The organism is Pontimonas sp. (assembly GCF_031581085.1).
Lineage (GTDB): Bacteria > Actinomycetota > Actinomycetes > Actinomycetales > Microbacteriaceae > Pontimonas.
This window is the reverse complement of sequence record NZ_JAVLBO010000012.1, coordinates 15,923-38,433: the sequence shown is the minus strand read 5'-3', so window position 1 is coordinate 38,433 and position 22,511 is coordinate 15,923. Positions and strand designations below refer to the sequence as shown.

Annotated in this window: 24 protein-coding genes; 9 read left to right on the top strand and 15 right to left on the bottom strand. The window is 61.6% G+C overall.

Annotated elements, in window-relative coordinates; all coding sequences use genetic code 11:
• The first annotated feature begins 126 nt into the window (after nt 1–126).
• On the top strand, nt 127–1,512 hold the full coding sequence (purB, locus tag RI518_RS04860) for an adenylosuccinate lyase (RefSeq protein ID WP_310671327.1): 1,386 nt from the start codon (nt 127–129) through the stop codon (nt 1,510–1,512).
• On the opposite strand, the gene RI518_RS04855 is transcribed toward purB, so the two are convergent.
• The 9 genes from RI518_RS04855 to kdsB are packed head-to-tail and all read right to left on the bottom strand — an operon-like array spanning nt 1,509 to nt 7,643.
• Complete coding sequence (locus RI518_RS04855) at nt 1,509–1,751, bottom strand: hypothetical protein (RefSeq protein ID WP_310671329.1); 243 nt, start codon at nt 1,749–1,751, stop codon at nt 1,509–1,511. The genes purB and RI518_RS04855 overlap by 4 nt on opposite strands.
• A complete protein-coding gene (locus RI518_RS04850) occupies nt 1,748–2,323 on the bottom strand; it encodes a hypothetical protein (RefSeq protein WP_310689518.1) in 576 nt (191 codons plus the stop codon). Before RI518_RS04850 ends, RI518_RS04855 begins: the two co-directional genes overlap by 4 nt.
• Entirely contained in the window at nt 2,320–3,396 is a 1,077-nt protein-coding gene (locus RI518_RS04845; RefSeq protein ID WP_310689517.1) for a polysaccharide pyruvyl transferase family protein, read from the bottom strand. Before RI518_RS04845 ends, RI518_RS04850 begins: the two co-directional genes overlap by 4 nt.
• A gap of 57 nt (nt 3,397–3,453) precedes the next feature.
• Nucleotides 3,454–4,038 carry a glycosyltransferase family 29 protein gene (locus RI518_RS04840; RefSeq protein WP_310689516.1) on the bottom strand — a complete coding sequence of 195 codons (585 nt, stop codon included), beginning with the start codon at nt 4,036–4,038 and terminating at the stop codon, nt 3,454–3,456.
• Nucleotides 4,031–4,612 (bottom strand): hypothetical protein, encoded by a 582-nt coding sequence (locus RI518_RS04835; protein ID WP_310689515.1) that lies wholly within the window; start codon nt 4,610–4,612, stop codon nt 4,031–4,033. Before RI518_RS04835 ends, RI518_RS04840 begins: the two co-directional genes overlap by 8 nt.
• A gap of 5 nt (nt 4,613–4,617) precedes the next feature.
• Complete coding sequence (locus RI518_RS04830; protein WP_310671334.1) at nt 4,618–5,121, bottom strand: HAD hydrolase family protein; 504 nt, start codon at nt 5,119–5,121, stop codon at nt 4,618–4,620.
• On the bottom strand, nt 5,118–5,945 hold the full coding sequence (gene kdsA / locus RI518_RS04825; RefSeq protein ID WP_310671335.1) for a 3-deoxy-8-phosphooctulonate synthase: 828 nt from the start codon (nt 5,943–5,945) through the stop codon (nt 5,118–5,120). Before kdsA ends, RI518_RS04830 begins: the two co-directional genes overlap by 4 nt.
• Nucleotides 5,942–6,922 (bottom strand): KpsF/GutQ family sugar-phosphate isomerase, encoded by a 981-nt coding sequence (locus RI518_RS04820; protein WP_310671336.1) that lies wholly within the window; start codon nt 6,920–6,922, stop codon nt 5,942–5,944. Before RI518_RS04820 ends, kdsA begins: the two co-directional genes overlap by 4 nt.
• Complete coding sequence (gene kdsB, locus RI518_RS04815; protein WP_310671337.1) at nt 6,915–7,643, bottom strand: 3-deoxy-manno-octulosonate cytidylyltransferase; 729 nt, start codon at nt 7,641–7,643, stop codon at nt 6,915–6,917. Before kdsB ends, RI518_RS04820 begins: the two co-directional genes overlap by 8 nt.
• Before the next feature lie 88 nt (nt 7,644–7,731).
• Here kdsB and RI518_RS04810 point away from each other — a divergent pair, with 88 nt between their 5' ends.
• Complete coding sequence (locus RI518_RS04810; protein WP_310689514.1) at nt 7,732–8,922, top strand: hypothetical protein; 1,191 nt, start codon at nt 7,732–7,734, stop codon at nt 8,920–8,922.
• 2 nt (nt 8,923–8,924) lie between these two features.
• The gene (locus RI518_RS04805; RefSeq protein WP_310689513.1) at nt 8,925–10,169 is read left to right on the top strand and encodes a hypothetical protein; all 1,245 of its coding nucleotides are present in this window, start codon (nt 8,925–8,927) and stop codon (nt 10,167–10,169) included.
• A gap of 26 nt (nt 10,170–10,195) precedes the next feature.
• On the opposite strand, the gene dnaB is transcribed toward RI518_RS04805, so the two are convergent.
• The 6 genes from dnaB to RI518_RS04775 all read right to left on the bottom strand — a co-directional run bounded on the left by dnaB (nt 10,196) and on the right by RI518_RS04775 (nt 15,151).
• On the bottom strand, nt 10,196–11,569 hold the full coding sequence (gene dnaB, locus RI518_RS04800) for a replicative DNA helicase (protein ID WP_310671340.1): 1,374 nt from the start codon (nt 11,567–11,569) through the stop codon (nt 10,196–10,198).
• A gap of 432 nt (nt 11,570–12,001) precedes the next feature.
• Nucleotides 12,002–12,454: a 50S ribosomal protein L9 gene (rplI, locus tag RI518_RS04795; protein ID WP_310671341.1), complete on the bottom strand. Its 453-nt coding sequence runs from the start codon at nt 12,452–12,454 to the stop codon at nt 12,002–12,004.
• A gap of 3 nt (nt 12,455–12,457) precedes the next feature.
• Entirely contained in the window at nt 12,458–12,721 is a 264-nt protein-coding gene (gene rpsR, locus RI518_RS04790) for a 30S ribosomal protein S18 (protein WP_310671342.1), read from the bottom strand.
• 48 nt (nt 12,722–12,769) lie between these two features.
• Entirely contained in the window at nt 12,770–13,261 is a 492-nt protein-coding gene (locus RI518_RS04785) for a single-stranded DNA-binding protein (RefSeq protein ID WP_310671343.1), read from the bottom strand.
• A gap of 4 nt (nt 13,262–13,265) precedes the next feature.
• Nucleotides 13,266–13,604 (bottom strand): 30S ribosomal protein S6, encoded by a 339-nt coding sequence (gene rpsF, locus RI518_RS04780; RefSeq protein ID WP_310671344.1) that lies wholly within the window; start codon nt 13,602–13,604, stop codon nt 13,266–13,268.
• 122 nt (nt 13,605–13,726) lie between these two features.
• Complete coding sequence (locus RI518_RS04775) at nt 13,727–15,151, bottom strand: CCA tRNA nucleotidyltransferase (RefSeq protein ID WP_310671345.1); 1,425 nt, start codon at nt 15,149–15,151, stop codon at nt 13,727–13,729.
• Nucleotides 15,152–15,208: 57 nt separating this feature from the next.
• On the opposite strand from RI518_RS04775, the gene RI518_RS04770 reads away from it, so the two are divergent.
• From RI518_RS04770 to RI518_RS04745, 6 genes are all read left to right on the top strand, one after another.
• Nucleotides 15,209–17,155: a DUF6049 family protein gene (locus RI518_RS04770; RefSeq protein ID WP_310689511.1), complete on the top strand. Its 1,947-nt coding sequence runs from the start codon at nt 15,209–15,211 to the stop codon at nt 17,153–17,155.
• Nucleotides 17,148–18,815, top strand: a complete 1,668-nt coding sequence (gene murJ / locus RI518_RS04765; RefSeq protein ID WP_310671347.1) for a lipid II flippase MurJ — start codon at nt 17,148–17,150, stop codon at nt 18,813–18,815. Before RI518_RS04770 ends, murJ begins: the two co-directional genes overlap by 8 nt.
• A gap of 65 nt (nt 18,816–18,880) precedes the next feature.
• Nucleotides 18,881–19,807 (top strand): thioredoxin-disulfide reductase, encoded by a 927-nt coding sequence (gene trxB / locus RI518_RS04760; protein ID WP_310671348.1) that lies wholly within the window; start codon nt 18,881–18,883, stop codon nt 19,805–19,807.
• Nucleotides 19,808–19,847: 40 nt separating this feature from the next.
• A complete protein-coding gene (trxA, locus tag RI518_RS04755) occupies nt 19,848–20,171 on the top strand; it encodes a thioredoxin (protein ID WP_310671349.1) in 324 nt (107 codons plus the stop codon).
• 66 nt (nt 20,172–20,237) lie between these two features.
• Nucleotides 20,238–21,545, top strand: coding sequence for a PLP-dependent aminotransferase family protein (locus tag RI518_RS04750; RefSeq protein ID WP_310689510.1), 1,308 nt, complete (start codon nt 20,238–20,240; stop codon nt 21,543–21,545).
• Nucleotides 21,546–21,557: 12 nt separating this feature from the next.
• Nucleotides 21,558–22,508 (top strand): D-alanine--D-alanine ligase, encoded by a 951-nt coding sequence (locus tag RI518_RS04745; RefSeq protein WP_310689508.1) that lies wholly within the window; start codon nt 21,558–21,560, stop codon nt 22,506–22,508.
• The last annotated feature ends 3 nt before the right edge of the window (nt 22,509–22,511 follow it).

Genomic DNA, 22,511 nt, shown 5'->3' with positions numbered 1-22,511 from the left:
AGTTCACTCCCTCTATCTGTATAAAGCCTATGAATTTCCTAAGACATGTGGGTGAGAATGGCTCCCCGGATGGGCTGAGAGATAGGCCAGAATGGAAGGACAGTCTCAATTTCTGGGGGTTTTACGGTGACGCATTCTCTGATTTCGCCCCTCTCGCCCCTCGATGGCCGCTACGCCCCCCTCGTGGCCGACCTCGCCGAAGTCTTCAGCGAACACGCGCTCAACCGCACCCGACTCGAAGTCGAAATCGAATGGTTCATCGCCCTCACCGAACACGGTGTGGCGGGGACGCAGGCCCTGGATGCCAGCACCCAGAGCGCCCTGCGCGCCCTGGTCGAGAGCTTCGACCAGACCGAGGCCGCCGCGCTGAAAGCCATCGAAGACACCACCCAACACGACGTCAAAGCGGTCGAGTATTACCTCAGGGGGAAACTGGCACAGCTGGGGCTTAGCCACTACCAAGAGCTCACCCACTTCGCCGCCACCAGCGAAGACATCAACAACCTCTCCTACGCACTGATGGTCAAGCGCAGTGTGCACACCGTGTGGCTACCCGCCGCGAAAGCCGTACAGGGCGAACTGGCCCGGCTGGCCCGGCTGTGGCGAAGCGTTCCCGTACTGGCCAAAACCCACGGCCAGCCGGCGACGCCGAGCACGTTCGGCAAAGAAATCGCCGTCTTCGCTCACCGCCTTGGCGGACAAATCGCTCGGGTGGAATCCTGTGACTACCCGGGTAAATACAACGGCGCCACCGGAACCTACTCCGCCCACCAGGTCGCGTGGCCAGACGCCAATTGGCCGGGCATTTCCCAAAAGTTTGTCGAAGGGTTGGGCCTTCGGTGGAACCCACTGACCACCCAAATTGAACCCCACGACGGCCAGGTCCAGCTTTTTCAGGCACTCCAACAGGCCGGTCGCGTCGCCCACAATCTGTGCACCGACATCTGGAGCTACATTTCGATGGGTTACCTGCGACAAACCCCGGTCGCCGGAACGACCGGTTCGTCCACCATGCCCCACAAAATAAATCCGATCCGGTTTGAAAACGCGGAGGCCAACCTGGAAGTCGCCAGCGGGCTCTTCGACACTCTCGCCAGCACACTGTCGACCTCGAGGCTGCAGCGCGACCTCACCGACTCGAGCATGCAGCGCACCATCGGGATGGCACTCGGTCACCAACTGGTGGCCTGGAAGAACATCCTGCGCGGCCTCGGAGAAATCGACATCGACGCCGACGCGATGGATGCCGACCTGGAGGCAAACCAGGAAGTCCTCGCCGAAGCGATCCAAACGGTCATCCGCGCCGAAATCGTACTCGGCAACTCTCGCATCGATGACCCCTACGACGTGGTGAAGGGGCTCACCCGCGGAGTGCGTGTCACGCCGGAGGCTTTTCACACCTTCATCGAAGGGTTAGACATCAGCGACGGGGCGAAAGCCCGGCTCCTCGCGCTTACACCACAGCGCTATGTCGGCCTCGCCGATTCCCTGGTGGACTACCTCGAGGGTTAGTCGTTACCCGAATCGGGCTTGTCTTTTTCCCCTTCCGGGGTGCTGTTGGGAGTCATCGCCAACAGCAGCATGGAAATCGTCATCACCACGGCGACAAAAGTGATCCCGGAGGCAATAAACGCGGTGACCACATCCCTGGTCACCATCAACACCGTCAAGCCGGCAAAGAGCGCCAACACTCCCGCAATGGCCACAAACTCCATCGGAGCCATCATCCGCCTGGCATTTTTAGCCGTCACTGGTCATCCTCCCCTGCCCCATTCTGGCCTGTTACTCCAGGGCGTGCGCTGAGTGCGGCGATTACCAGAAACACGGTCACCATCGCCGCCCAGACTCCCGCCAAGCCCAGCAGCCAATACACCTCGGGCGGAACGATCAAGACCAGTAGCCCGAAAAACAACGTTCCCACCCCGAGGCTGATCCAATCGCTTCGAATCGACAGGGTGCGATCTTGGCGAAAGCCTTGCACGACACTCGCTCCGCCAGAGACAACCGACCACACCACAATCGACCAGGTCAACAGCGCAATCGAACCGGAGGGCACAAACCAGAGGGTGAAAGCCCCAATCAGCACCGCCGTCAGGCTGTGGCCGACCCACCAGCTCCACCAGCCAGATGGTCGACCCGAGGCGATCAGCACACTGGTGTGGGCGGTGCCCACAATGACCAAAAAACCGCCCCACACGGCAAGGCCCACTTCGGGGTCTTCGATGCGGTTGAAAATACTGAGCACCGCCAAGACCGCCGCCGTCGCGGCGCTCGCCACATTCAGCCGGATGGACACCCGCACCGGGTCGGCAGGCGTGCTCATGAGGACTCGGTTTTCGCCATCGATAACACCGAAGCAAACATGGCTTTTTGGCCGCGGCGTGCTTTTTGCACAAAAGCTTTCGCCTTCTTCGCGTCGTCTTCGGACCACTCCGGGGGGTGGGCGAGGACAGCGCGGACATCGGCCGGGCGGACAATCCGGTGGGCCAGTCCCGCGTCTTCCAACATGCCTTCGACTTTGTGACTATTGGACGTCAGCGCCAAAAAGGGGGTCCCCGTCAACAGGCACAGACACACCCCGTGGAAGCGTCCGGTCACCACCAATTCGGACGACTCCAGAGCGGCCATAAAGCCCTCCAGCGGCACCATCTCGAGGTGGCCTTTCATTCTGCGAATCGCGTTTTTGGTTTTTCCCCGAATCAGCAGAGTCCGCTTCATGATCTGGCGCAGGCGAAGTCGAAGCGTCAGGGGGAAGGTCTTATCAAAGGGCGCCGGCAGCCGCTCAAAGTCGTAGTCGGAATAGTCGCCGCGGTGGCCCCCGGGTGGAGTCATCGTCACGTAGCGCGAGCCGGCATCTTCTCGAAAAAGCCGATAGAGCAAATCGGTGGCTGGCATCCCGACCGCGTCGGTATAGACCCGACCGGAGCGCTGTGGTGCCGGCTTCGCTGCCCGGTAATTCCAGCCGAGGGTCAAGTCGGGAACGGTTTTCGCCTTCAGGCCCGCTGCGGCGAACTGCTTTTCACTGCGCGATTCCCGGACAAAGCGCAGCAGAAAATCTTCTGCCTGACGCGCCATGTCGGCACTGTTGTCCTGCCAGACAGAGTTAATCAAAAACACCGGGATACCCCGTGCGGCGCAATACGGCGCGACGGCGACCAGCGTTTGGGCCCTCTGGGCGGAGTGGTGCAGGGTTCCCTCACCGTTGACGATGACCGCGGCAGCCTGATCGATCAGCTTCTGGTGAACCCGCCAGGTCGAATACACCGACACCGTTTTCACCTCAAAGCCTGCGGCCGCGACCTCGTCGACGATGCGCTTCATCACCACTTTGCAGCCGTAATGGGCGATCGCGGCGGTGTCGTTGAGCACCACGATGGTGCCTCGATTCTGCGCCACGACGTGTCCTCTCTCGGTGGGCGTTGATGGGGCCGGCCCGGCCACCACGCTACTGTCTCAGGGCGCCTCGGGTGAGGCGTGAAAATGTTCCGGCGCGATGCGACCCAGGATGTAGTGCTCTTCGGCCTGCGGGTCGTGCGCGACGACCCGGTTTCGCCCGTGGGCGATATCGGGTGTGCGAAAGAAGTCAAAACCGTAGAGGTCCAGGTGCTCGGGCGAGGCGATAGTCCTGGTCAACAGGTCGACCGCCATGGCTCCGGTCGAGGGGCGGTGGCCCAGTGTCTCGATGAGTGCGTCCTGCCACGACGGCGGATAGGACAGAAAAAACTTCGACATATCGAGGCGAAAAATACGTCGCCCTTTGTGTGACATCAACACCACACCCGCGCGGGCAGCCCTTCTGGCCCGCCACAAAAAGGACACCTTGGCCCGATTGGTGCCCCCGGTGAGCGTCAAGAGCACATAGTCGGTGCGAAGCCCCGTATTTTCTGGCGTGAGGGCGGCAAACGCGCCCTGGTTGATGCGCAACACAATGTCGTGGGAGTCGATGGCTGGCCCAAAATCGGACCGGAGCAGACTTTCGGCGCTTCCCACCAACGCCACGGTGTGGCCGTGCCAGGGAAACTGTTCCGGCTTAGGCATGATCGGATTCCTCGGGGACCTGAAAGACCCGACCGGGCGCCACGGCCGATCGGACGAATTCTTCTTCCGCCACCGGATCGTGCGGGGCTGCTTTGATGATCCCGGTGTAGGTGGTGGGCGAGCCCCAGAAATCGAAACCGTAGACACTGATTTGCGACACATCGGCGACGGTTCGCCGCAGTAAGTCCACGGCCATCGCCCCGGTGGAAGGCCTCGCCCCCAGCTGGTCGTGAAGCTCTTGGTGCCACTGACTCGGATAGACCGGGATGAGGTGTTTTAAGTCAATGCCCAAAAACGTTCTGGCCCTCGGTGTCATCGCCACCACAGTTTTTGCCCGAAGCCTCCCCCTGCTATACATCCACGCTTTATCCCAGGCATAACCAGAAAGCGACATGAGTAACGCGTCGGTGCGCACGCCCGTCGAGTCGGGCCGCAGAGGAATAAACGCCCCCTGATTGATGCGAATGACGCAGTCGGCCTGGTCGATTTGTGTGCCAAACGCTCCCCGCCAGACGCTGGAGGCATTGCCCACCAGGGAAATGGTCTGGTGGACCCACGGAAACGCCTTCACCACGGTGCCTACCCTTCCGGCCAGGCGCCATCGACGATGAGGTCAGAGAGCTCCCGAACCGCTCCGCGCCCGCCATGGGCGATCGTCACGTAGTGCGCCGCGCGTTTCACGGCCGCGACCGCATCGCCGGGAGCCACCGCGAGACCCACGGCCTGCAGGCACTCCATGTCCGGGAGGTCATCGCCCATGTACGACACGGCCGACCAGTCCAGCCCGCGTGTCTCCACTTCGGAGCGCAACACGTCAATTTTCTGTGAGACACCCACGTGCACGGGGTCGATTCCCAGCCGGCGTAGTCGCTGCACCCCCGCAGTGGTTGCGGACGACGAAATCACCACCACATCGCGCCCCGATTGCACCAGGCGCACCACACCCAAGCCGTCTTTGATGTCGAAGACGCGGCGGTGATCGTCCGCGCTGTCAATCGAGACGGTGCCATCGCTGAGTACCCCGTCGATATCGAGCACCACCAGGCGGACCGCCTGGAAGGAGGCGATACCGGGGGCACTCACCGCGCCAGTTCCCAAATAGCTTTGAGTTTCGCCAAGACTGCTTCCAACTCACCGGTGGGGATCATGTTGGGGCCGTCGCTTAGGGCATTGTCCGGGTCGGGGTGGGTTTCTAAAAACAACCCATCGACGCCGACGGCAACCGCACCTCGAGCGAGCGGCGGGGCCAGCCAGCGAGCACCACCGGAGCTGCCGTCCATTGCACCGGGCTGCTGGATGCTGTGTGTCACGTCGTAGACGACGGGGGCAAATTCCCGCATGATCGGAAACGAGCGCATATCGACAATCAGGTCGTGATAGCCAAACGTCACACCCCGTTCGGTGAGAAAGACATTGGGGTTACCCGACTGTTGGACTTTCTGGACGGCAAAGCGCATATCCCGGGCGGCCATGAACTGGCCGCGCTTAATGTTCACCGCTCGCCCGGATTTTCCGGCGGCGATCAGCAGGTCCGTTTGGCGACACAAGAACGCGGGAATTTGGACGACGTCGGCGACTTCCGCGACGCGTGGCATCTGAGTGCTTTCGTGGACATCGGTGATCACCGGCATCTCGAACTCGTCTTTCACCCGCTGGAGGATGCGCAGTCCTTCGTCCATACCCGCCGAGCGGTACGAGCTGAGCGACGTGCGGTTGGCTTTGTCGTAGGAGGCTTTGAACACGACGTCGATGTCGAGTCGCTCACCCATCGCCTTCACGTCCCGGGCCACCTGAAGGGTCAGGTCTTCGGTTTCGATCGCACAGGGGCCCGCAAAAATGACCAGCCGGTCACCGCCCAGCTGGATGTTCTCGGTAATCGAAATGGACGGAGCTTTGCTGGGCATCATGCGGGCATCTCTCTGTGTAGTTGGTGGATCGTGACCACACCGCGCACCACGTCGTCACTGACGACCGGCAGGGCAGAAATGGCCCCCGGCTGGTGTCCTTCCATGACAGCCAGAGCATGGGTGAGTAGTGCCTCGGGTCCGATGGTGGCCGGTTTACTCGTCATCACTTCAGCAACCGTCACACCGGAGAGGTCACTGACTTCCGTCAGTGCACGACGCAGGTCACCGTCGCTCACCACCCCGACGAGGTGGTCGGAGGTGTCACGCACCACAGCCAGACCCGTGGGGTGCTTACTCATTTCGATCGCGAGGTCGCGCACACTCTGCTGCGGGCTCAGCACAGGAATATCGGCCTCGCCGGCCATGATGTCGGCCACGGTGCGATTGAGCCTCGCCCCCAGTGCCCCGTTCGGGTGGAACTGGGCGAAGTCGGCGCTAGTGAACCCGCGTGCCTCCATCAAACACACCGCGAGCGCGTCACCCAGTGCGAGGGCGAGCGTGGTCGACGAGGTCGGAACAAACCCTTCGGGGTCTGCTTCTCGCTGAATCGACCCGTCGATAAAGACATCCAACTTCGAGGCGAGGGGGCTATGGCGATCACCCAGAATGCCAATCAGGGCGATGTTTCGCCGTGTCGCGAAATCGACCAACTGCGCCAAGTCTGCGCCCGAGCCGCTCTTGGAGAGCAGAATGATTGCCCCGGCGCGATCCACCGAACCCAGGTCACCGTGAAACATTTCTGAGGTGAGGTAGTAGTGACTGCGGGTGCCGACACTGCTCAGTGTGGCCGCGAGCTTGTGGGCAATGTGGCCCGATTTTCCGGCCCCCGTGAGAATCACGTCGGCGGGTTCTCGATCCAAAATCAACCGCGCGGCCGCGGCGACCTGCTCGGCCGAGCGGTCGGCGGCTAACTCCAGCGCAGCGCTTTCGGTGTGCAAGACATCTTTGGCTCGGGCCACCAGGGGGTCATTACTCATCGAAGCCATCTTTCAACATGCGCTCGAGGTCTTCGGGAACATCGACGGCGCGGGGGCGATAGTCGGTCACAAAAGTCGCAATCGGGATGTCGTTTTCCAGAAAACGCAGCTGTTCGAGCTTTTCGCGCTTTTCCAGTTCACTTTCGCCAAAGGACGCGAAGGCTTCAACCGCATCGGGGCTATACACATAGAGTCCGATGTGGCCCCACAGTTCTGCATCCTGCTCAGCACCGTCGCGGTCGTGGGGGATGACCGCTCGAGAAAAGTACAGCGCCCGGCCAGAATGCGAACGAGCGACTTTGACAATGTGCGGGGTCTGGCCATCCTCGTGAGTCATGCGAAAAATCGGGGTACACACCGCGAGTCCGCGATCGAAGAAGGCACTAATCGATTCGCTCACCAGCGCGGAAGAAATAAAGGGGTCGTCGGCTTGGACGTTCACGAGCGCCGACGCGTCGAGGCGTGAGGCCAACTCCGCGACTCGCTCCGTTCCGCAGCGCGCCTGGTCAGACGACATCCGTACGTCGGCGCCAAACCCCTTCGCGACCTCAGCCACTTCGTCAGAATCGGTGCTGACGTGAACACACTCCGCCCCGACCGCGTCTCGTGATCTTTCCCAGACCCGCTGAATCATGGGTTTTCCGCCCACATCGGCGAGAACTTTGCGCGGAAAACGCGTCGAGGCCAGCCGTGCTGGAATAATGACGTGGGGCTCTGGCACCCGTCCAATCTAGCGCGAGCCCCCCAAGGAGGACGACATGCGGTTGCCTCGTCCACTCCGGCGCCTACTCGATCCGCACACGGCTCTGGTGACAGGGTTCAAATCATCACTTCGCGCCGGTGACGCTGACGCGATTTCCGCGTTGGTTTCTGGACACGGCCGCCGGGTGGGGTTGCCCGCTACTGAACGCGATGCTCTCTCGGCGCTGCTGCGGGGACGACTAGACGATTCGGTCTCTCACGAACAAGCGAGCGCGGGTTTTCAGCAACTGGCCGAGCGCCTGAGCTCGCGCAGGCTGTCTGTAAAGACCTGGATCACCCTGGAAAATCTCGCCCGAACGGTCGGTTGCTTTGTCGCCTCGGCGGCCTTTGGACACCAGGCGTTCGAGACGATCGCCGCCAGGGGGACACCGAACCAGCGATTCCTCGCGGCGATTCACCAAAGAGACCTGGGCGCGGCCAGTCGTCTGTGGCACGAGGCCACCAAAGGTGTGCCCTCCGAGCCCTTCTGGGCTGACGGAGGCCACTATCTGTGGCTGTGGAGTGGTGCTGCTGCCGGTCTGGCCCAGTTTGAGGAGACATCCGCCTTTTCCCGCGTGGTGTCGGGCCATCCGGTCGTGATTGCGGGCCCCGCCCCCACGTCGTTGACCACGAAGGATCTGAGTGCCGAGTCGCTGACCGCTCGGGTGATCATGCAGGACGTGCTGAGCTGGGATGGCGATACCGACCCGTTGGCCGGTGCCTGTGAATTGGCGTATGCGAGCCGGGAAACGAAAAATTGGATTAACGAAACAGAGGCCTGGCCATCTTTGGGCGGATTTCAGGCGGTCAGTTTCCGACTGGATCAATCCACCGCGCCACTGCCTGCCCACGATTCCACGGTGCTTCGGGCGGCAAAGGACCCACGCCGGCTGATGTTGGGCGGGTCCTCACCGAACATGATTCCCCTGATGGTGTGGGACGTATTGACCGTGCGGGATGTGTCGCTAACCCTGGGCGGGACGACCTTTTTTGCCTCCCAAACTGCCTACACCCAGGGCAACCGGCGGTTTAAGCACACACTCGCCAAAGGTACCGACGAGACGGGGAGCACCGGTGAACTCTTTGAGCGCTGTCCCACCTTCGCCAGACACAACGTGAGTGAAAACCTGACTCTGGTTGCAAACCTCCTAGAGGGTGGCGCCCTCGTCGCCGACGAGGACACGACCCGAGTGGCCTCAATGCCGGTGGATGAGTACCTCGGTGAGTTAGACGAGCTTTACGGAAAAGATCGGGCGTAGCGGTGTACACACTGGCGGGAATTTCCACGGGCTTGCGGCTGCGGGCCGCGCGCGTGTTACTCAATGGCCTGAAGGCATCGATCGAGGCGGGAGAGCGAGACGGCGCCGCACACGCACTCCAGCGTGGCCAGAGCGTACTGGGGGGACGCGCGAGCGCGAGGGCAGTGGCCGACATTGTGACCGGGCGAATGGACCAACGCCTCTCCCACGAGCAGGCAAGCGACGCGTTTAATGAGGTGTTCCAGCGGCTTCGGCACTCGAGCCTGCCCCCGACCGGTTGGTTTGTCCTCGAAAACCTTTCTCGCGCCGTGGGGTGTTTTGTCGCCTCCCAGGCTTTTGGTGAGCACGCGCGAGCCCTCATTGTTGCCAGTCGGCCACAAAACGACCGACAGCGCACCGAATTATTTCTTGCCCACCTGCACTCTCGAGACATCGACTCGGCTATCCAGACCTGGCACACCCGGGTTCCGGCCTCCCACACGGCGGAGTTCTGGACAGACGCCGGCCACTTGCTGTGGTTACTGACCGCTGGCGAGCACGGAATGGCCGATCTGATCGACAAGGGCTCGTGGTCTCAGGCGCTTCGAGGACAACAGGTCGTGGCGATGGGCCCGGCACCCTCTAGCCTGACCACCTCCGGGCTCGACGACGCCCTCGTCGCCCGGGTGATTGCTCCGGGGATGACGACGTGGCCGAGTACCGACCAGCTCGGTGGTCGATGTGATCTCGCCTACGCCAACAGCGACACCACGAAGTGGTTTATCGCCCACGAGGGTGGCCAGAGCTTGGCGGATTTTTCTTTCGTCTCGTTTCGTACCTCGTCGTGGAAAGCGATGGCTCTTACCAACGCGCGAACCGCGCGACACCACAAGGCACTCATGCCGATGCCCTTTGATAAGACAAATATGGTCCCGCTGATCGCCTGGGATGTCCTACACGTTCCCGATGTCCAGTTACGGGTTGCGGGGACGACGTTTTTTGCCTCCCGCACCGCCTACACATCGCACGATGTGCGACTCAAGGAAGACCGGGGCGGTCACACCGACCAACGCGGCAGTACCGGTATCCCCTTCGAGCGCTGCCTGTCGTTTTCGAGCCATAACCTCAGCGCCCACCACACCCTGATGTCCTTATTGGCCGAGGCGGGTGCCCTGAGCTTTGACCCCGAAGGCAGTGCTGTGGTGGGGCTGTCGATGACGGAGTATCTGCGCGAGATCGACACGCTGTATGGCGTCGGGGCGGTGTAAGCCAGCGCGGTGTAGACCAGCGCGGTTTAGACCTTGGGCATATCGGCAAAGCGCGAATAGTGGCCCTGGAATCCCACCGTGATCGTGCCCGTCGGGCCATTGCGATGTTTCGCCACAATCAAATCGGCTTCTCCCGCTCGGGGGTTTTCTTGCTCGTAGGCGCTATCGCGGTGGAGCAACACGACCACATCGGCATCCTGCTCCAGTGATCCCGACTCTCGAAGATCGGAGAGCTGCGGTTTCTTATCGGCTCGGGCTTCGGGACCACGGTTTAGCTGCGAGAGGGCAATGACCGGGACTTCGAGCTCTTTCGCGAGGAGTTTCAACGCACGAGAAAACTCGCTCACTTCCTGTTGGCGCGATTCGACTTTTTTCCCCGCACTCATCAACTGCAGGTAGTCGATGACGACGAGTTTGAGCCCGGCTCGCTGTTTGAGTCGGCGACACTTTGCCCGAATTTCGACCAGGCTCATGTTGGGGCTGTCGTCGATGAACAGTGGTGCCTGGTCGATTCGGCCACGCGTCTGCGCAATGGTCGTCCAGTCGCGCTGTTCGATCATTCCCTTGCGCATTTTCTGCAACGGAACCGCGGCCTCAGCCGCGAGGAGCCTCATCGCGATTTCCGAGCGGCTCATTTCCAGGGAGAACACGATGGCGGGCAGGTTGTTCTTGATTGCCGCTGACCGGGCGAAATCGAGCGCCAGCGTCGATTTACCCAGGGCGGGACGAGCGGCTACCAGGACCAACTGGCCTCGGTGAAAACCGTTCGTGAGCTGGTCCAGTTCGGCAAAGCCCGAAGGAACACCCATCATCTCGCCGCTCGAACCCCGAGCGGCTTCGATTTCGTCGACCGCTTCGCCCACGGCGTCGGTCAGTGGCACATAGTCTTCCGTCTCGACGCCGCCGGCGACCTGGTAGATCTCGGTTTGGGCCACATTGACCAGCTCGGTGACTTCCCCCTCGCTGGCGTAGCCCATATTGGCGATGCGAGTCCCGGCGTCAACCAGGCGGCGAAGCACCGCCTTGTCCGCCACGATCTGGGCGTAGTGCCCGGCACTCGCCGCGGTGGGGACCATCGAGACCACACTGTGCAGGTAGTCCACTCCACCAGCGCGTTGGAGCAGCGCGGTCTTGGTGAGCTCCTCGGTGACGGTAATCACGTCGGTGGGCTCACCGTGGGAGTAGAGCGAGAGCACGGCATCGAAGATGATTTCGTGTTTGGGGTGGTAGAAGTCTTTACCCCGGAGGACTTCAATGACGTCGGCTACGGCGTCCTTGCTGAGCAGCATGCCCCCGAGGGTGCTCTGTTCGGCGAGGAGGTCGTGCGGTGGGGTGCGTTCACCTGAGCGTTGGTACTCCTCGGGAAGATCCGAGACGAGACCGAGCTGAGGTATCGACATGGACATCCCTTCCACACACAATTAAGGCCCAATAAGGCAGTTCTAGCAGCCACCACAGACATTGCCGGAGCGCAATGACCTCGTGTCGTCTTTCCGGGCTGTGACGTCGTGAGCTCTCACCATAAACAGCTGCCGGAGGATGCTCAACCACCCCTGTGGATAACTATGTGGAATATGCGGGAGCAACTCCGATAGTGATGTGTATAACCTGGGGACAAATAGTCCTTCATCCGACCAATTGAGGAGCAAAAACACCTATTTAGCGCGTTTAGAAATTAACACGTCCATCGACGAAAACCTGTATAAACACGTGGTTGAGGGTTATTAAGCCCGACGGGGTTCTGTGGAAAAAGGTGAAACATTTCCCGCTCCCGACACGCCGACGCCGAGCGCCCGAACAGGGCACTCGGCGTCAGAAATGGGCGCGAAAAACTACTTCTCTGCGACCACCGACAGGGTGAGAGCGGCCACTACTCCGTCAGCGAGCGACACGGTCGCCTTGTGTTCTCCCACGTTCTTAATGGCGTGGGGAATGTCGATCGTGCGGTGATCGATCGCGCCGAGGCCCTGTGCCGCCACGGCCTTCTCGATGTCCGCCCTGGTCACGGAACCAAACAGCTTGCCCTCTTTGCCGGACTTCGCCGCGACGTGAATCGGGCCTGCCTCCAACTTGTCCCGCAAGTTGGCGGCCTCTTCCTGGCTCGCCATGGCTTTGGCCTCGCGAGACTGGCGGATTTGGTCGACCTGCTTCTGGCCGCCCTTCGTCCACGCCATCGCGTAGCCCTCGGGGAGCAAATAGTTTCGGGCGTAGCCCTCGCGCACATCGACCACGTCGCCCGCGCGTCCGAGGCCGGAGACCTCGTGGGTCAAAATTACCTTCGCCATTGTCTAGGCCCTCCCTGCACCCGCGTAGGGCAACAGGGCCATCTCGCGGGCGTTTTTAATCGCCTTCGCGAGCAGGCGCTGCTCCTGCACCGAGACTCCGGTAATGCGGCGAGCGCGAATCTTGCCGCGCTCTGAAATAAACCGCTTCAAGGTTTGGACATCTTTGTAGTCGATGACGCCGACCGTAATGGCCTTCACAGGAGCCTGGGGCTTGCCGCCCTTCGGTCCGCGAGGCTTGCGGCGGTCACCGCTTGCTTTTCCTGCCATGTTCGTGTGTTCCTTATTCTCTCAAGTGGGTAAAGACGGGGTGGGTGCCTAAAACGGCACGTCGTCGCTTGCGGGGGCGCTCACTCCCGGCGTCGCCCAAGGGTCTTGGGTTTGGCCGCCGGCGGCGGGAGACGCCCACTGATCATCAGCTGCTACCTGGCGGTTTTGCCCACCAGATGACTGCTTCGTGACCGCTGCGGTGGCGTAGCGCAAGCTGGGGCCGATTTCGTCGACCTCCATCTCAATGGTGGTGCGCTTTTCGCCCTCTTTGGTCTCAAACGAGCGCTGGCGTAACCGGCCGGTGGCGACCACTCTGGCCCCCTTGGTGAGCGAGTTGGAGACGTGTTCGGCGAAGTCACGCCAGACGCTTGCGCGCATGAACAGGGCTTCACCGTCTTTCCACTCGCCGCTTTGACGGTCGTAGGTTCTGGGTGTCGAGGCGATGGTGAAGTTCGCCACCGCGATCCCGTTTTGGGTGTAGCGCAGTTCGGGGTCGGCCGTGAGGTTGCCCACGACAGTGATGGGGGTTTCTCCTGCCATCGTCCTAGCTCGCTTTGCTCTCTGCGGGGGCCGAATCTTGACCCACGCGGAACGACACGTCTTCGGCGCGCAACACTTTTGTGCGCATGACCGCTTCGCTCAAACGCAGCTGCCGGTCAAGCTCGGCAGTCGCTGCTGGCTGGGCGGTGAAGTTCACCACGGCGTAAATGCCTTCGGTTTTCTTCTGAATTTCGTAGGCGAGACGACGCTTGCCCCAAATATCGACCGAATCGATTGTGCCGCCATCATCGCTAATGACTTTGAGGAACTGTGTGAGGCTTGGCTCAACGGTCCGCTCTTCTACCTCGGGATCCATGATCACCATGAGTTCATATTTATGCACGTGTACCCGACCTCCTTCGGACTGGAACGGTTACAGGATTTCTGCAACAGGAGGGTTAGTGCTGTGGTCCAGGCTGGACCAACGCTTTAGCCTAGTCAGTGAGACCTGGCCGGGGCAAACTTCTACTGCTCTGCCCACCACTTCTCGAGTTGCTCCCGTGCGGCGTCTTCACCCAATGGGCCGTGGTCGATGCGCAGCTCCAAGAGAAACCGATAGGCCTGGCCCACCGCCCGCGAGGGGCCAATCCCCAAAATCTCCATAATTTGTTCGCCGTTGAGGTCGGGACGCATCGCTTGGAGTTCTTCTTTTTTCGAGAGCTGATCGATGCGCTCTTCAAGGTCGTCGTAGGCAAAGGCCAACCGGTCGGCCTTTTGCTGATTTCTCGTGGTCACATCGGCGCGGGTGAGGATGTGTAATCTTTGGAGCTCGTCGCCCGCGTCACGGACATATCTCCTCACCGCCGAATCGGACCAGCCCTGATCGGCGTAGCCAAAAAATCGCAGGTGCAACTCGATGAGTGAACTGACGCTATCGACCGTGTTGTTGTCAAAGCGCAACGCCTTCAACCGCTTCTTGGCCATTTTCGCTCCCACGACATCGTGGTGGTGGAAAGTGACCACACCGCCGGGTTCAAACTTTTTCGTCACCGGTTTACCAATATCGTGCAGCAGCGCGGCAATGCGCAGGGTCACATCGACGGGTTGGTCGGGGAAACGCTGAGCCTCTAAATCAATGGCTTGCTCGAGCACCGTCAAACTGTGCTGGTACACGTCCTTGTGGCGACGATGCTCGTCGCGCTCTTCCCGAAGCAGCGCCAATTCGGGCAGCACCAGGTGGGCCAGTCCGGAGTCGACAAAGGCTTCCACGCCCTCACGCGGGTGCGCGGTCGAGAGTAACTTCACCAACTCATCGCGGACCCGCTCAGCAGAAATACCCTCAATGCGAGGGGCCATCTCGGAAAGAGCCCGGGCGGTCTCCGCCTCGAGGGTTGCCCCCAATTGGGCGACAAATCGACAGGCGCGAAGCATCCGCAGTGGGTCGTCGGCAAACGAGACCTCGGGCGGGCTCGGGGTGCGAAGCACCCCATCCATCAGATCGGTCAAACCGCCGTAGGGATCAACCAGGACGAGGCCTGGCACTCGCACGGCCATCGCATTGACGGTGAAATCTCGGCGGATGAGGTCCTCATCCAACGAATCACCAAACTCGACGGTCGGTTTCCGACTCGCGCCGTCGTAACTATCCGCTCGGTAGGTCGTGATTTCGACGGTGGTCTCGCCGCACTGGGCCGCAATGGTGCCAAATTCCCGACCGACATCCCAGACCGCATCAGCAATGGGCCGCACAAGCTGTTCGATCTGCTCCGGGCGAGCAGAAGTGGCGAAGTCGAGATCGTTCACCGCTTTGCCTAAGAAGGCGTCGCGCACCGGTCCGCCCACGAGGGAGAGTTCGACACCCGCGGCATCAAACGCCGACGCCAGGTCGCTCACGGGCGATCGACCAACCAAAGTGGCCAGAGTGTCGAGGGCCTGGGCAACACGAGTCATGGTCTTCAGAGTCTAGACTCGGAGAGTGCCAGCCGAATGGACTCCACAGCGCGATAAATGAGAATCTCTAGGCCACCCCGCAAGACCAGGTGGGCCCGTGGCCGAGTCCTCCTGGTCGCCATCCTGCTTGGCGCACTGGCCACGCCCGGGACAACCGGCATTGCTCAGGCCGCCGCACCGCCCAGTAGCGACGATGGCACCGTCGACCTCTTTGTCCAAGACGGCTCGGTGGTCGAACCCGGCCAAGTGGTCACCGTCCGAGTGACCCTGCGGGCCGCTGAAGCACAACCCATTCCGGAGCGGGCCATCCGGTTATCGATTACCGAGGAGCCTTTAGCCACTGAAGTGGCCATGCGGCGTTTTATTGCCCGCGAGGCAGACCCGACGCTCACCCCCATCGACGCGGTCGCCTCGCCGCAGGTCTTACAGCTTGAAACCGGTGACGTGCGAATCCAGTTCACCGTCCCGGGGGATCCGGAGGCCGAAGACGTCGACCCGCAACTCTTTGGACTCCAAGCAGACCTCATCGATGACGTGAGCGAACCCGGCGCAGAGGCGAGCCTCTCGCAGCGTCAGCTTCTCACCGTGGTTCCCGAGGATGCCGAAGTGGCGACCACACCGGTTGCTCCGATTGTCACCCTGTCGGTTCCACCCGCTGGGGGTCAAGCGTTGAGCGTTGGTGAGCTCGAGGCGTACACCGCACCGGGCGGTGCGCTGGACGTGGTCGCCGGTGTTTTGGGTCGACATCCCGCCACCATTGCCGTCGATAGTCGAATCACCCTCTCGATTCAGGCCCTCGGTGACGCTGCACCAGAGAGCGCCCAAAAGTGGTCCGAGAATCTCTCCGGGATTGGTTTTTCTCAGTTCGCGCTGCCGTGGGCGGATAGCGACCCCCTGGCGACCCAAGCAATCGACACCCTGCTGTACGCACGACTGGGTCAGTATCCCTGGATACACAGCGACGAAATCACCGAATCCGAGCTTGACGCGCTCGGCCAACGCTCCGCACAGGCCGTCTTGGTGCCCAGTTCGGTTGTTGACAGTGATCGCACCGTCGTCCAATTTGGCTCCACTCGGATGGTGCGAGTCGACGAGGAACTCTCCAACGCCCTCCGCGAAGCCACGGTTGCCGCCAGCGAAGTGGAAGCCGAAGCCGCACTCCAGAGGGTCCAAGGACTGGTCGCAAAAAGAGCGTTTAGCCAAACCGACGAAGCCCTCGTCGTCGACACGGGACGCCTCCCGGTCACCGCCATTTCACTGCGTCTCGAATCGGTGTTAGAGCGGCTGAAAAACGTCGAATTTGTCGACATTGTCGGCGTGCCCCTCGAAGAAGAGCCCAGCGAACTGGCGTTAGCCATTAACGAATCGTCTCCTCCGGGACAATGGACGAACTTCATCACCGAGGTGCGCGAACTGTGGCAATCCGACGTGCGCTACGCCACCATCGCTTCTGACCCCGAGGCGCTGGTGGTCCAGAGGTGGAATCGCTATCTCGCACTGTTTTCTTCCGCCTGGCGGGATAACCCCCAGGGTCGAGATGCCGAATGGCAGCGCGCCCAGGAAGACTCCGCCGCCTTTCAAGATTCAGTGTTCGTCGAACAGGGAAGCGCGATCACCGTGCTCGCCGATCGAACCGAACTGCCCGTCACGATCCGAAACGACCTATCGTCCGCGGTGACCGTTCAGCTCACCGTGAGCCCGAGCCGGGGAATCTTGCGAGTCGAGCAGCCCACCGTCAGCGTGGTCGTCCCCGCAGAATCCTTTCGGCGAATCAGCGTCCCCGTGCGATCGCTGGCGAATGGGACCGTGCCGGTGGAGCTCTCCCTCTCGAACAGCCTCGGGCTCCCGCTGGGGGAAACGGTGAGCCTCCCGGTGACCATCCGCGCAGGCTGGGAAAACGTGATCACCATCGTCCTCGCGATCGTCATCGGCCTGGTCTTTGCCATCGGTATCTACCGTGCCGTGCAACGCCGCCTCCGAGGAGAAGAGCCAGAGCGTGGCTAACCCGGCGACCACTGGCGGTGATCATCTCGGGCGTGCCGGGGCCCTGCTCGCGTCGGGCACAATCGTGTCGCGCATTTTGGGTTTCGCCTCCGCCATTTTGTTGGCCCGCACGCTGGGAACGGTGGGCTCTGGTGCGGACACTTTTGCCTTGGCCAATCAACTCCCCAACAACATCTACGCACTCATCGCCGGCGGTGTCCTCACCGCTGTGCTGGTTCCCCACATCGTGCGCGCGGGAGCCCACTCGGATGGTGGCGCCGGCTACATCAACAAAATTGTCACCCTCGGCTTTGTGGTGTTTCTCCTCCTCGCCGCACTCGCCACACTCTTAGCCCCCCTGCTGGTCGCCCTCTACGCCCAGGAGGCCGGGGGCAGCGGGCGAGGCTTCAGTCCGGATGACATGGCCCTCGCGATTGCACTGGCCTACTGGTCGCTGCCGCAGGTGCTTTTTTATGCCCTCTACAGCTTGCTCGGTGAAGTGTTAAACGCGAGGAAAGTGTTCGGACCCTTCACCTGGGCCCCGGTACTCAACAACATCGTGTTCATCGCGGGTCTGGTCATCTTCAACACTCTTTTTGGCGAGCGCGACGTCACCGTCGCCCTCGAATGGACGAACGGCATGGTGGCGCTACTAGCCGGCGGTGCCACGGCAGGAATTGCCGCTCAGGCGTTCATTCTCCTGGTGTTTTGGCGGCGTGCGGGCCTTCACTATCGACCCGATTTTCACTGGCGCGGGGTGGGCCTGGCCAAAACGGGGCGAGCCGCCGGCTGGCTGTTTGGCATGATTTTGTTGACCCAAATCGCCGGTGTGGTGCAGGCCAACGTCGCCACGTTGGCCACCAGTGAGGGACAGCCGGGCCTCGCCGTGCTGCGTTTTTCGTGGCTGCTGTTCATGGTGCCCCACTCGGTCATTGCCGTGTCTCTCGCGACGGCGTATTTCACCCGGATGGCCACCCACGCGAGGGACGGTGAGACCGACAAAGTGGTCGTGGATGTGACGAGGTCGATTCGACAGATCGGCGCGATGATGATCCTCGCCTCAGCGGGACTGTTGGTGCTCTCGCTGCCCTTCGCCACACTCTTTGGGGGTACGCCAGAAAACGTGGAGGCCATGGGTCTTGTCATTTCGGCCTATGCGATTGGCCTCGCCACCTTTAGTGTCGTGTTTGTCATCCAGCGGGTGTTCTACTCACTCGATGACACCAGAACTCCTTTTGTGTTCCAGTTGGTGCACACGGCGGTCTTTATCTTCCTCGCGCTCTCCGCCTCGACGTTTGCCAGCGACCAACTCGCCGCCGGCCTCGCCGTGTCGGCCTCACTGGCGTCCTTCGCTCAACTCGCGGTGGCACTGCTGCTGTTGCGCCGCGCGCTGCCGGGGCTGAAATTGGCGCCCGTGATGTGGCGACTGGGCAGTTTCGCCCTCGCCACAGTGCCGGCGATCATCGTGGGGGTGTTGATCCTCGTCGCCGCGGGAGGGCTGGATCCGGAGGGTTTCGCCCGCCGCTCGGTGGTCGGGGCCGGGGCGGTCATTGCGGGGATCGCGGCGGTGATGACCGCCCTGTATGTGGGGCTGTTGCTGATTCTCAGAAGCGAGGACATGCGCGACATCGTCGGCGGGACACGCCGTCTTATTCAACGGGTGTTCACCGGTCGGGAATAGTCCGCTCCTAGACTTCGTTAGCGCAAATAACGCACTGACAGAATTTAATGAGAGGTAACCACCCCATGCATGACGTCGTCATTATCGGATCCGGCCCCGCTGGCTACACGGCAGCGATCTATGCGGCCCGAGCGAATCTGAACCCCGTGGTGGTCGCATCCTCCGTGGAATTTGGCGGAGACCTCATGAACACCACCGAGGTCGATAATTACCCCGGTTTTCCCGACGGCATCATGGGTCCCGACCTGATGATGAAAATGCAGGCTCAGGCTGAGCGTTTTGGCAGCACCATTATCTTTGACGATGTCGCGGATCTCGATTTGGAGGGCGCGGTCAAGAAAATTACTCTCGGTAACGGCGATGTCCTCGAGACAAAATCGGTCATTTACGCGACCGGTTCGGCCTATCGCAAACTGGGCCTCACCGAAGAAGAGCGACTCAGTGGCCACGGCCTCTCCTGGTGCGCGACCTGCGATGGCGCCTTCTTCCGGGAGAAAACCGTCGCCGTGGTGGGTGGCGGTGACTCCGCGATGGAGGAGGCGACTTTTCTCACCCGATTCGCCGCGAAGGTCTACATCATTCACCGCTCGGATAAGTTGCGCGCGTCAGCGGCGATGCAAGAGCGGGCAGAGAACGACCCGAAGATTGAGTTCCTCTTCCACCAGCAAGTCGCCCACATTTACGGCGACGACCAGGTGACGGGCGTGGGCTTAGTTCACACCGAAACGGGCGAAGAGACCACCGTGGATCTCGATGGCCTCTTCGTGGCGATCGGCTCGGACCCGCGAACCCACATCGTTCACGACAAGCTCACGCTGACCGATGCGGGAACCATTTGGGTCGATGGTCGCACCTCGCGTACCTCAGTAGACGGGGTCTTCGCTGCCGGCGACGTAATCGATCCGACGTATCGCCAGGCGGTCACCGCGGCGGGGTCGGGCACGGTCGCCGCTCTCGACGCCCAGCACTACTTGGAAGCGCTGGCGGCCTAGCCGATACATTTTTCACCAACACCGATTGAAGGAGATACACATGTCAGCACGCGATGTCACCGACGAGAGTTTTGCCACCGACGTCCTCGGTAGCGACAAGCCGATCATGGTCGACTTTTGGGCCGAATGGTGTGGACCCTGCCGCGCAGTGTCACCCATCCTGGACCAAATTGCGACCGAGCACGCCGAGAAAATCGACGTGGTGAAGCTCAACGTGGACCACAACCCCGAAACGGCCATGAAATACCAGGTCACGTCGATTCCGACGATGAAGGTGTTCAAAGCCGGCGAAGTGGTGAAGACCGTAATCGGTGCGAAGCCAAAGCCCGCTCTCGAGTCCGATTTGCAGGAATTTCTCGCCTAACCAGGAAAGCTCCTGGATTCTGCTCTACCCTGAGGGGATGAGTACAGCACTCGTTGGGGGGCTCCGGTGTCGATAACCCCCGCCCACGGTATTTCGCTCGACCCATGGCGCGAGCACTACGCGGATCGCTCCAGTGGCCTCTCCGCCTCCGAAGTGCGTTCACTATTCGCCGTGGCGAGCCGTCCCGAAGTGGTGTCGCTGGCTGGTGGAATGCCCTACGTCAAGGCCATCCCCGACGCCATGATGAAAGACACCCTCAACCGGGTCATCGATGAGCGCGGCGCAGAAGCCCTTCAATACGGCTCTGGCCAGGGGCATCCCGAGTTGCGCGAGCAAATCGTCGACATCATGGCCTTGGAGGGAATTAGCGCGCGACCAGACGACGTTGTCGTCACGACGGGTTCCCAGCACGGTCTGGATTTGATCGCTCGGTTGTTTATCAACCCCGGCGATGTCGTCATCGCCGAGGCGCCGAGTTACGTCGGGGCGATGGGTGTCTTTCGCTCCTACGAAGCTGATGTTCGACACGTCCAGATGGATGCAGACGGAATCATTCCGGAAGCGCTGAGTGCGGCAATTAGCCAGGCGCGCTCTGAGGGTAAACCGATCAAGATGATTTACCTGATTCCGAACTTCCACAACCCCGCCGGGGTGACCCTGTCGGCCAGTCGCCGATTAGAAGTTCTCGACATTGCCCACAGCGAAGACATTCTGGTGGTCGAAGATAATCCCTACGGTCTGCTCTGGTTTGATCAGCCGGCACCACCGGCGATGCGAGCCGCGGGAGACCACGGGGTGATTTATCTGGGGTCGTTTTCGAAGACTTTCGGTCCCGGGCTTCGCGTCGGCTGGGTCGTCGCGCCGCACGGTATTCGAGAAAAGCTCGTATTAGCGTCCGAGGCCGCCGTGCTCTCACCCAGTTCCTTTTCCCAGCTCGTCGTGGCCGACTATTTCCAACGCGCCGACTGGAAGGCCCAAATCGACACCTTCCGAGAGATCTACCGGGAACGTCGAGACGCCATGGTCGCGGCACTCGCCCACGAACTGCCGAGCATCGAGCACACCCACCCGAGCGGGGGCTTCTACCTCTGGCTCACCCTCCCCGAGGGCTTGAACTCCAAAGAGATGCTGCCTCGGGCCGTCACCGAGCTCGTGGCCTACACCCCCGGCACGGCGTTCTTCGCCGACCACCGCGGTGCCCAGAACATCCGCCTCGCCTTCTGCTACCCCACGCCAGAAGACATCACCGAGGGGGTCACCCGCCTGGCCAAGGTCATCCGGGAAGAAGTGGAGCTCGTGGCGACCTTCGAGCCCTCCCGCAACAAAGAAGCGCGCGACACTCACGTCGAGTCACCGCCACCAAACCTCGCCTAGGCACGGCTCACTGTGTCCGCCTCCCCCTCTGTCCTTGTTCTCGCGGGCGGTATTTCGCACGAGCGCGACATTTCCCTCAGATCCGGTCGCCTCGTCGCCGATGGGCTCCTCTCGCACGGTCTGAGCGTCGACGTGGCAGACCCGGATGCCGCCCTCGTGAAAAGACTCCACGAGAGCCCACCCGATGTGGTCTGGCCCGTGTTACACGGGGCCAGTGGCGAAGACGGAACGCTGCGTTCACTGCTGGAAATGATGGGCCTGCCCTACGTGGGCTCCTCCTCTGAGGCCACCCGCCTGGCGTGGGATAAACCCTCGGCGAAGACACTCGTCTCCCGGGCTGGAGTGCAGACCCCGCCGTCTATCGGCCTGAGCCGTGACGCCTTTCGAGAACTGGGCGCAGAGAGTGTTCTGGAGCTCGTGTCGGACACCCTCGGCTTCCCTCTGATCACCAAGCCCTCGCGAGGTGGCTCCGCCCAAGGAGTGAGCTGGGTGTCCAACACCGAAGAGCTCCGCCGGGCCATGGTCCACGCCTTTACCTACTCTGACGACGCCCTGGTGGAGCGCCAAATCATCGGCACCGAAATCTGCGTGGCGATCGTCGACACCGGCGATGGGCCTCAAGCCTTGCCCGGAGTGGAAATTGATCCGGTGGGCGGCCGCTATACCTTCGAGGCCCGCTACACGGCAGGAGAGACACGTTTTTTCTCTCCGCCGAGGCGAGACGCCGCCGTACTCGACCGCGCCGCGCAGCAAGCCCTCGTCGCCCACGACACCATTGGCTTACGCGACCTCTCGCGCGTCGACTTCATCGTCGATGACGACGGCGAGTGCTGGTTTCTCGAAGCCAGCGTGATGCCGGGTCTCACCGAGACCTCGACGGTCGCCCTGGCACTGGACCAGGCGGGCTTTGACGTCACCGGGATTTACGCGGCTTTGGCCGAGCAGGCGGCCGCTCGGGCGTAGCCC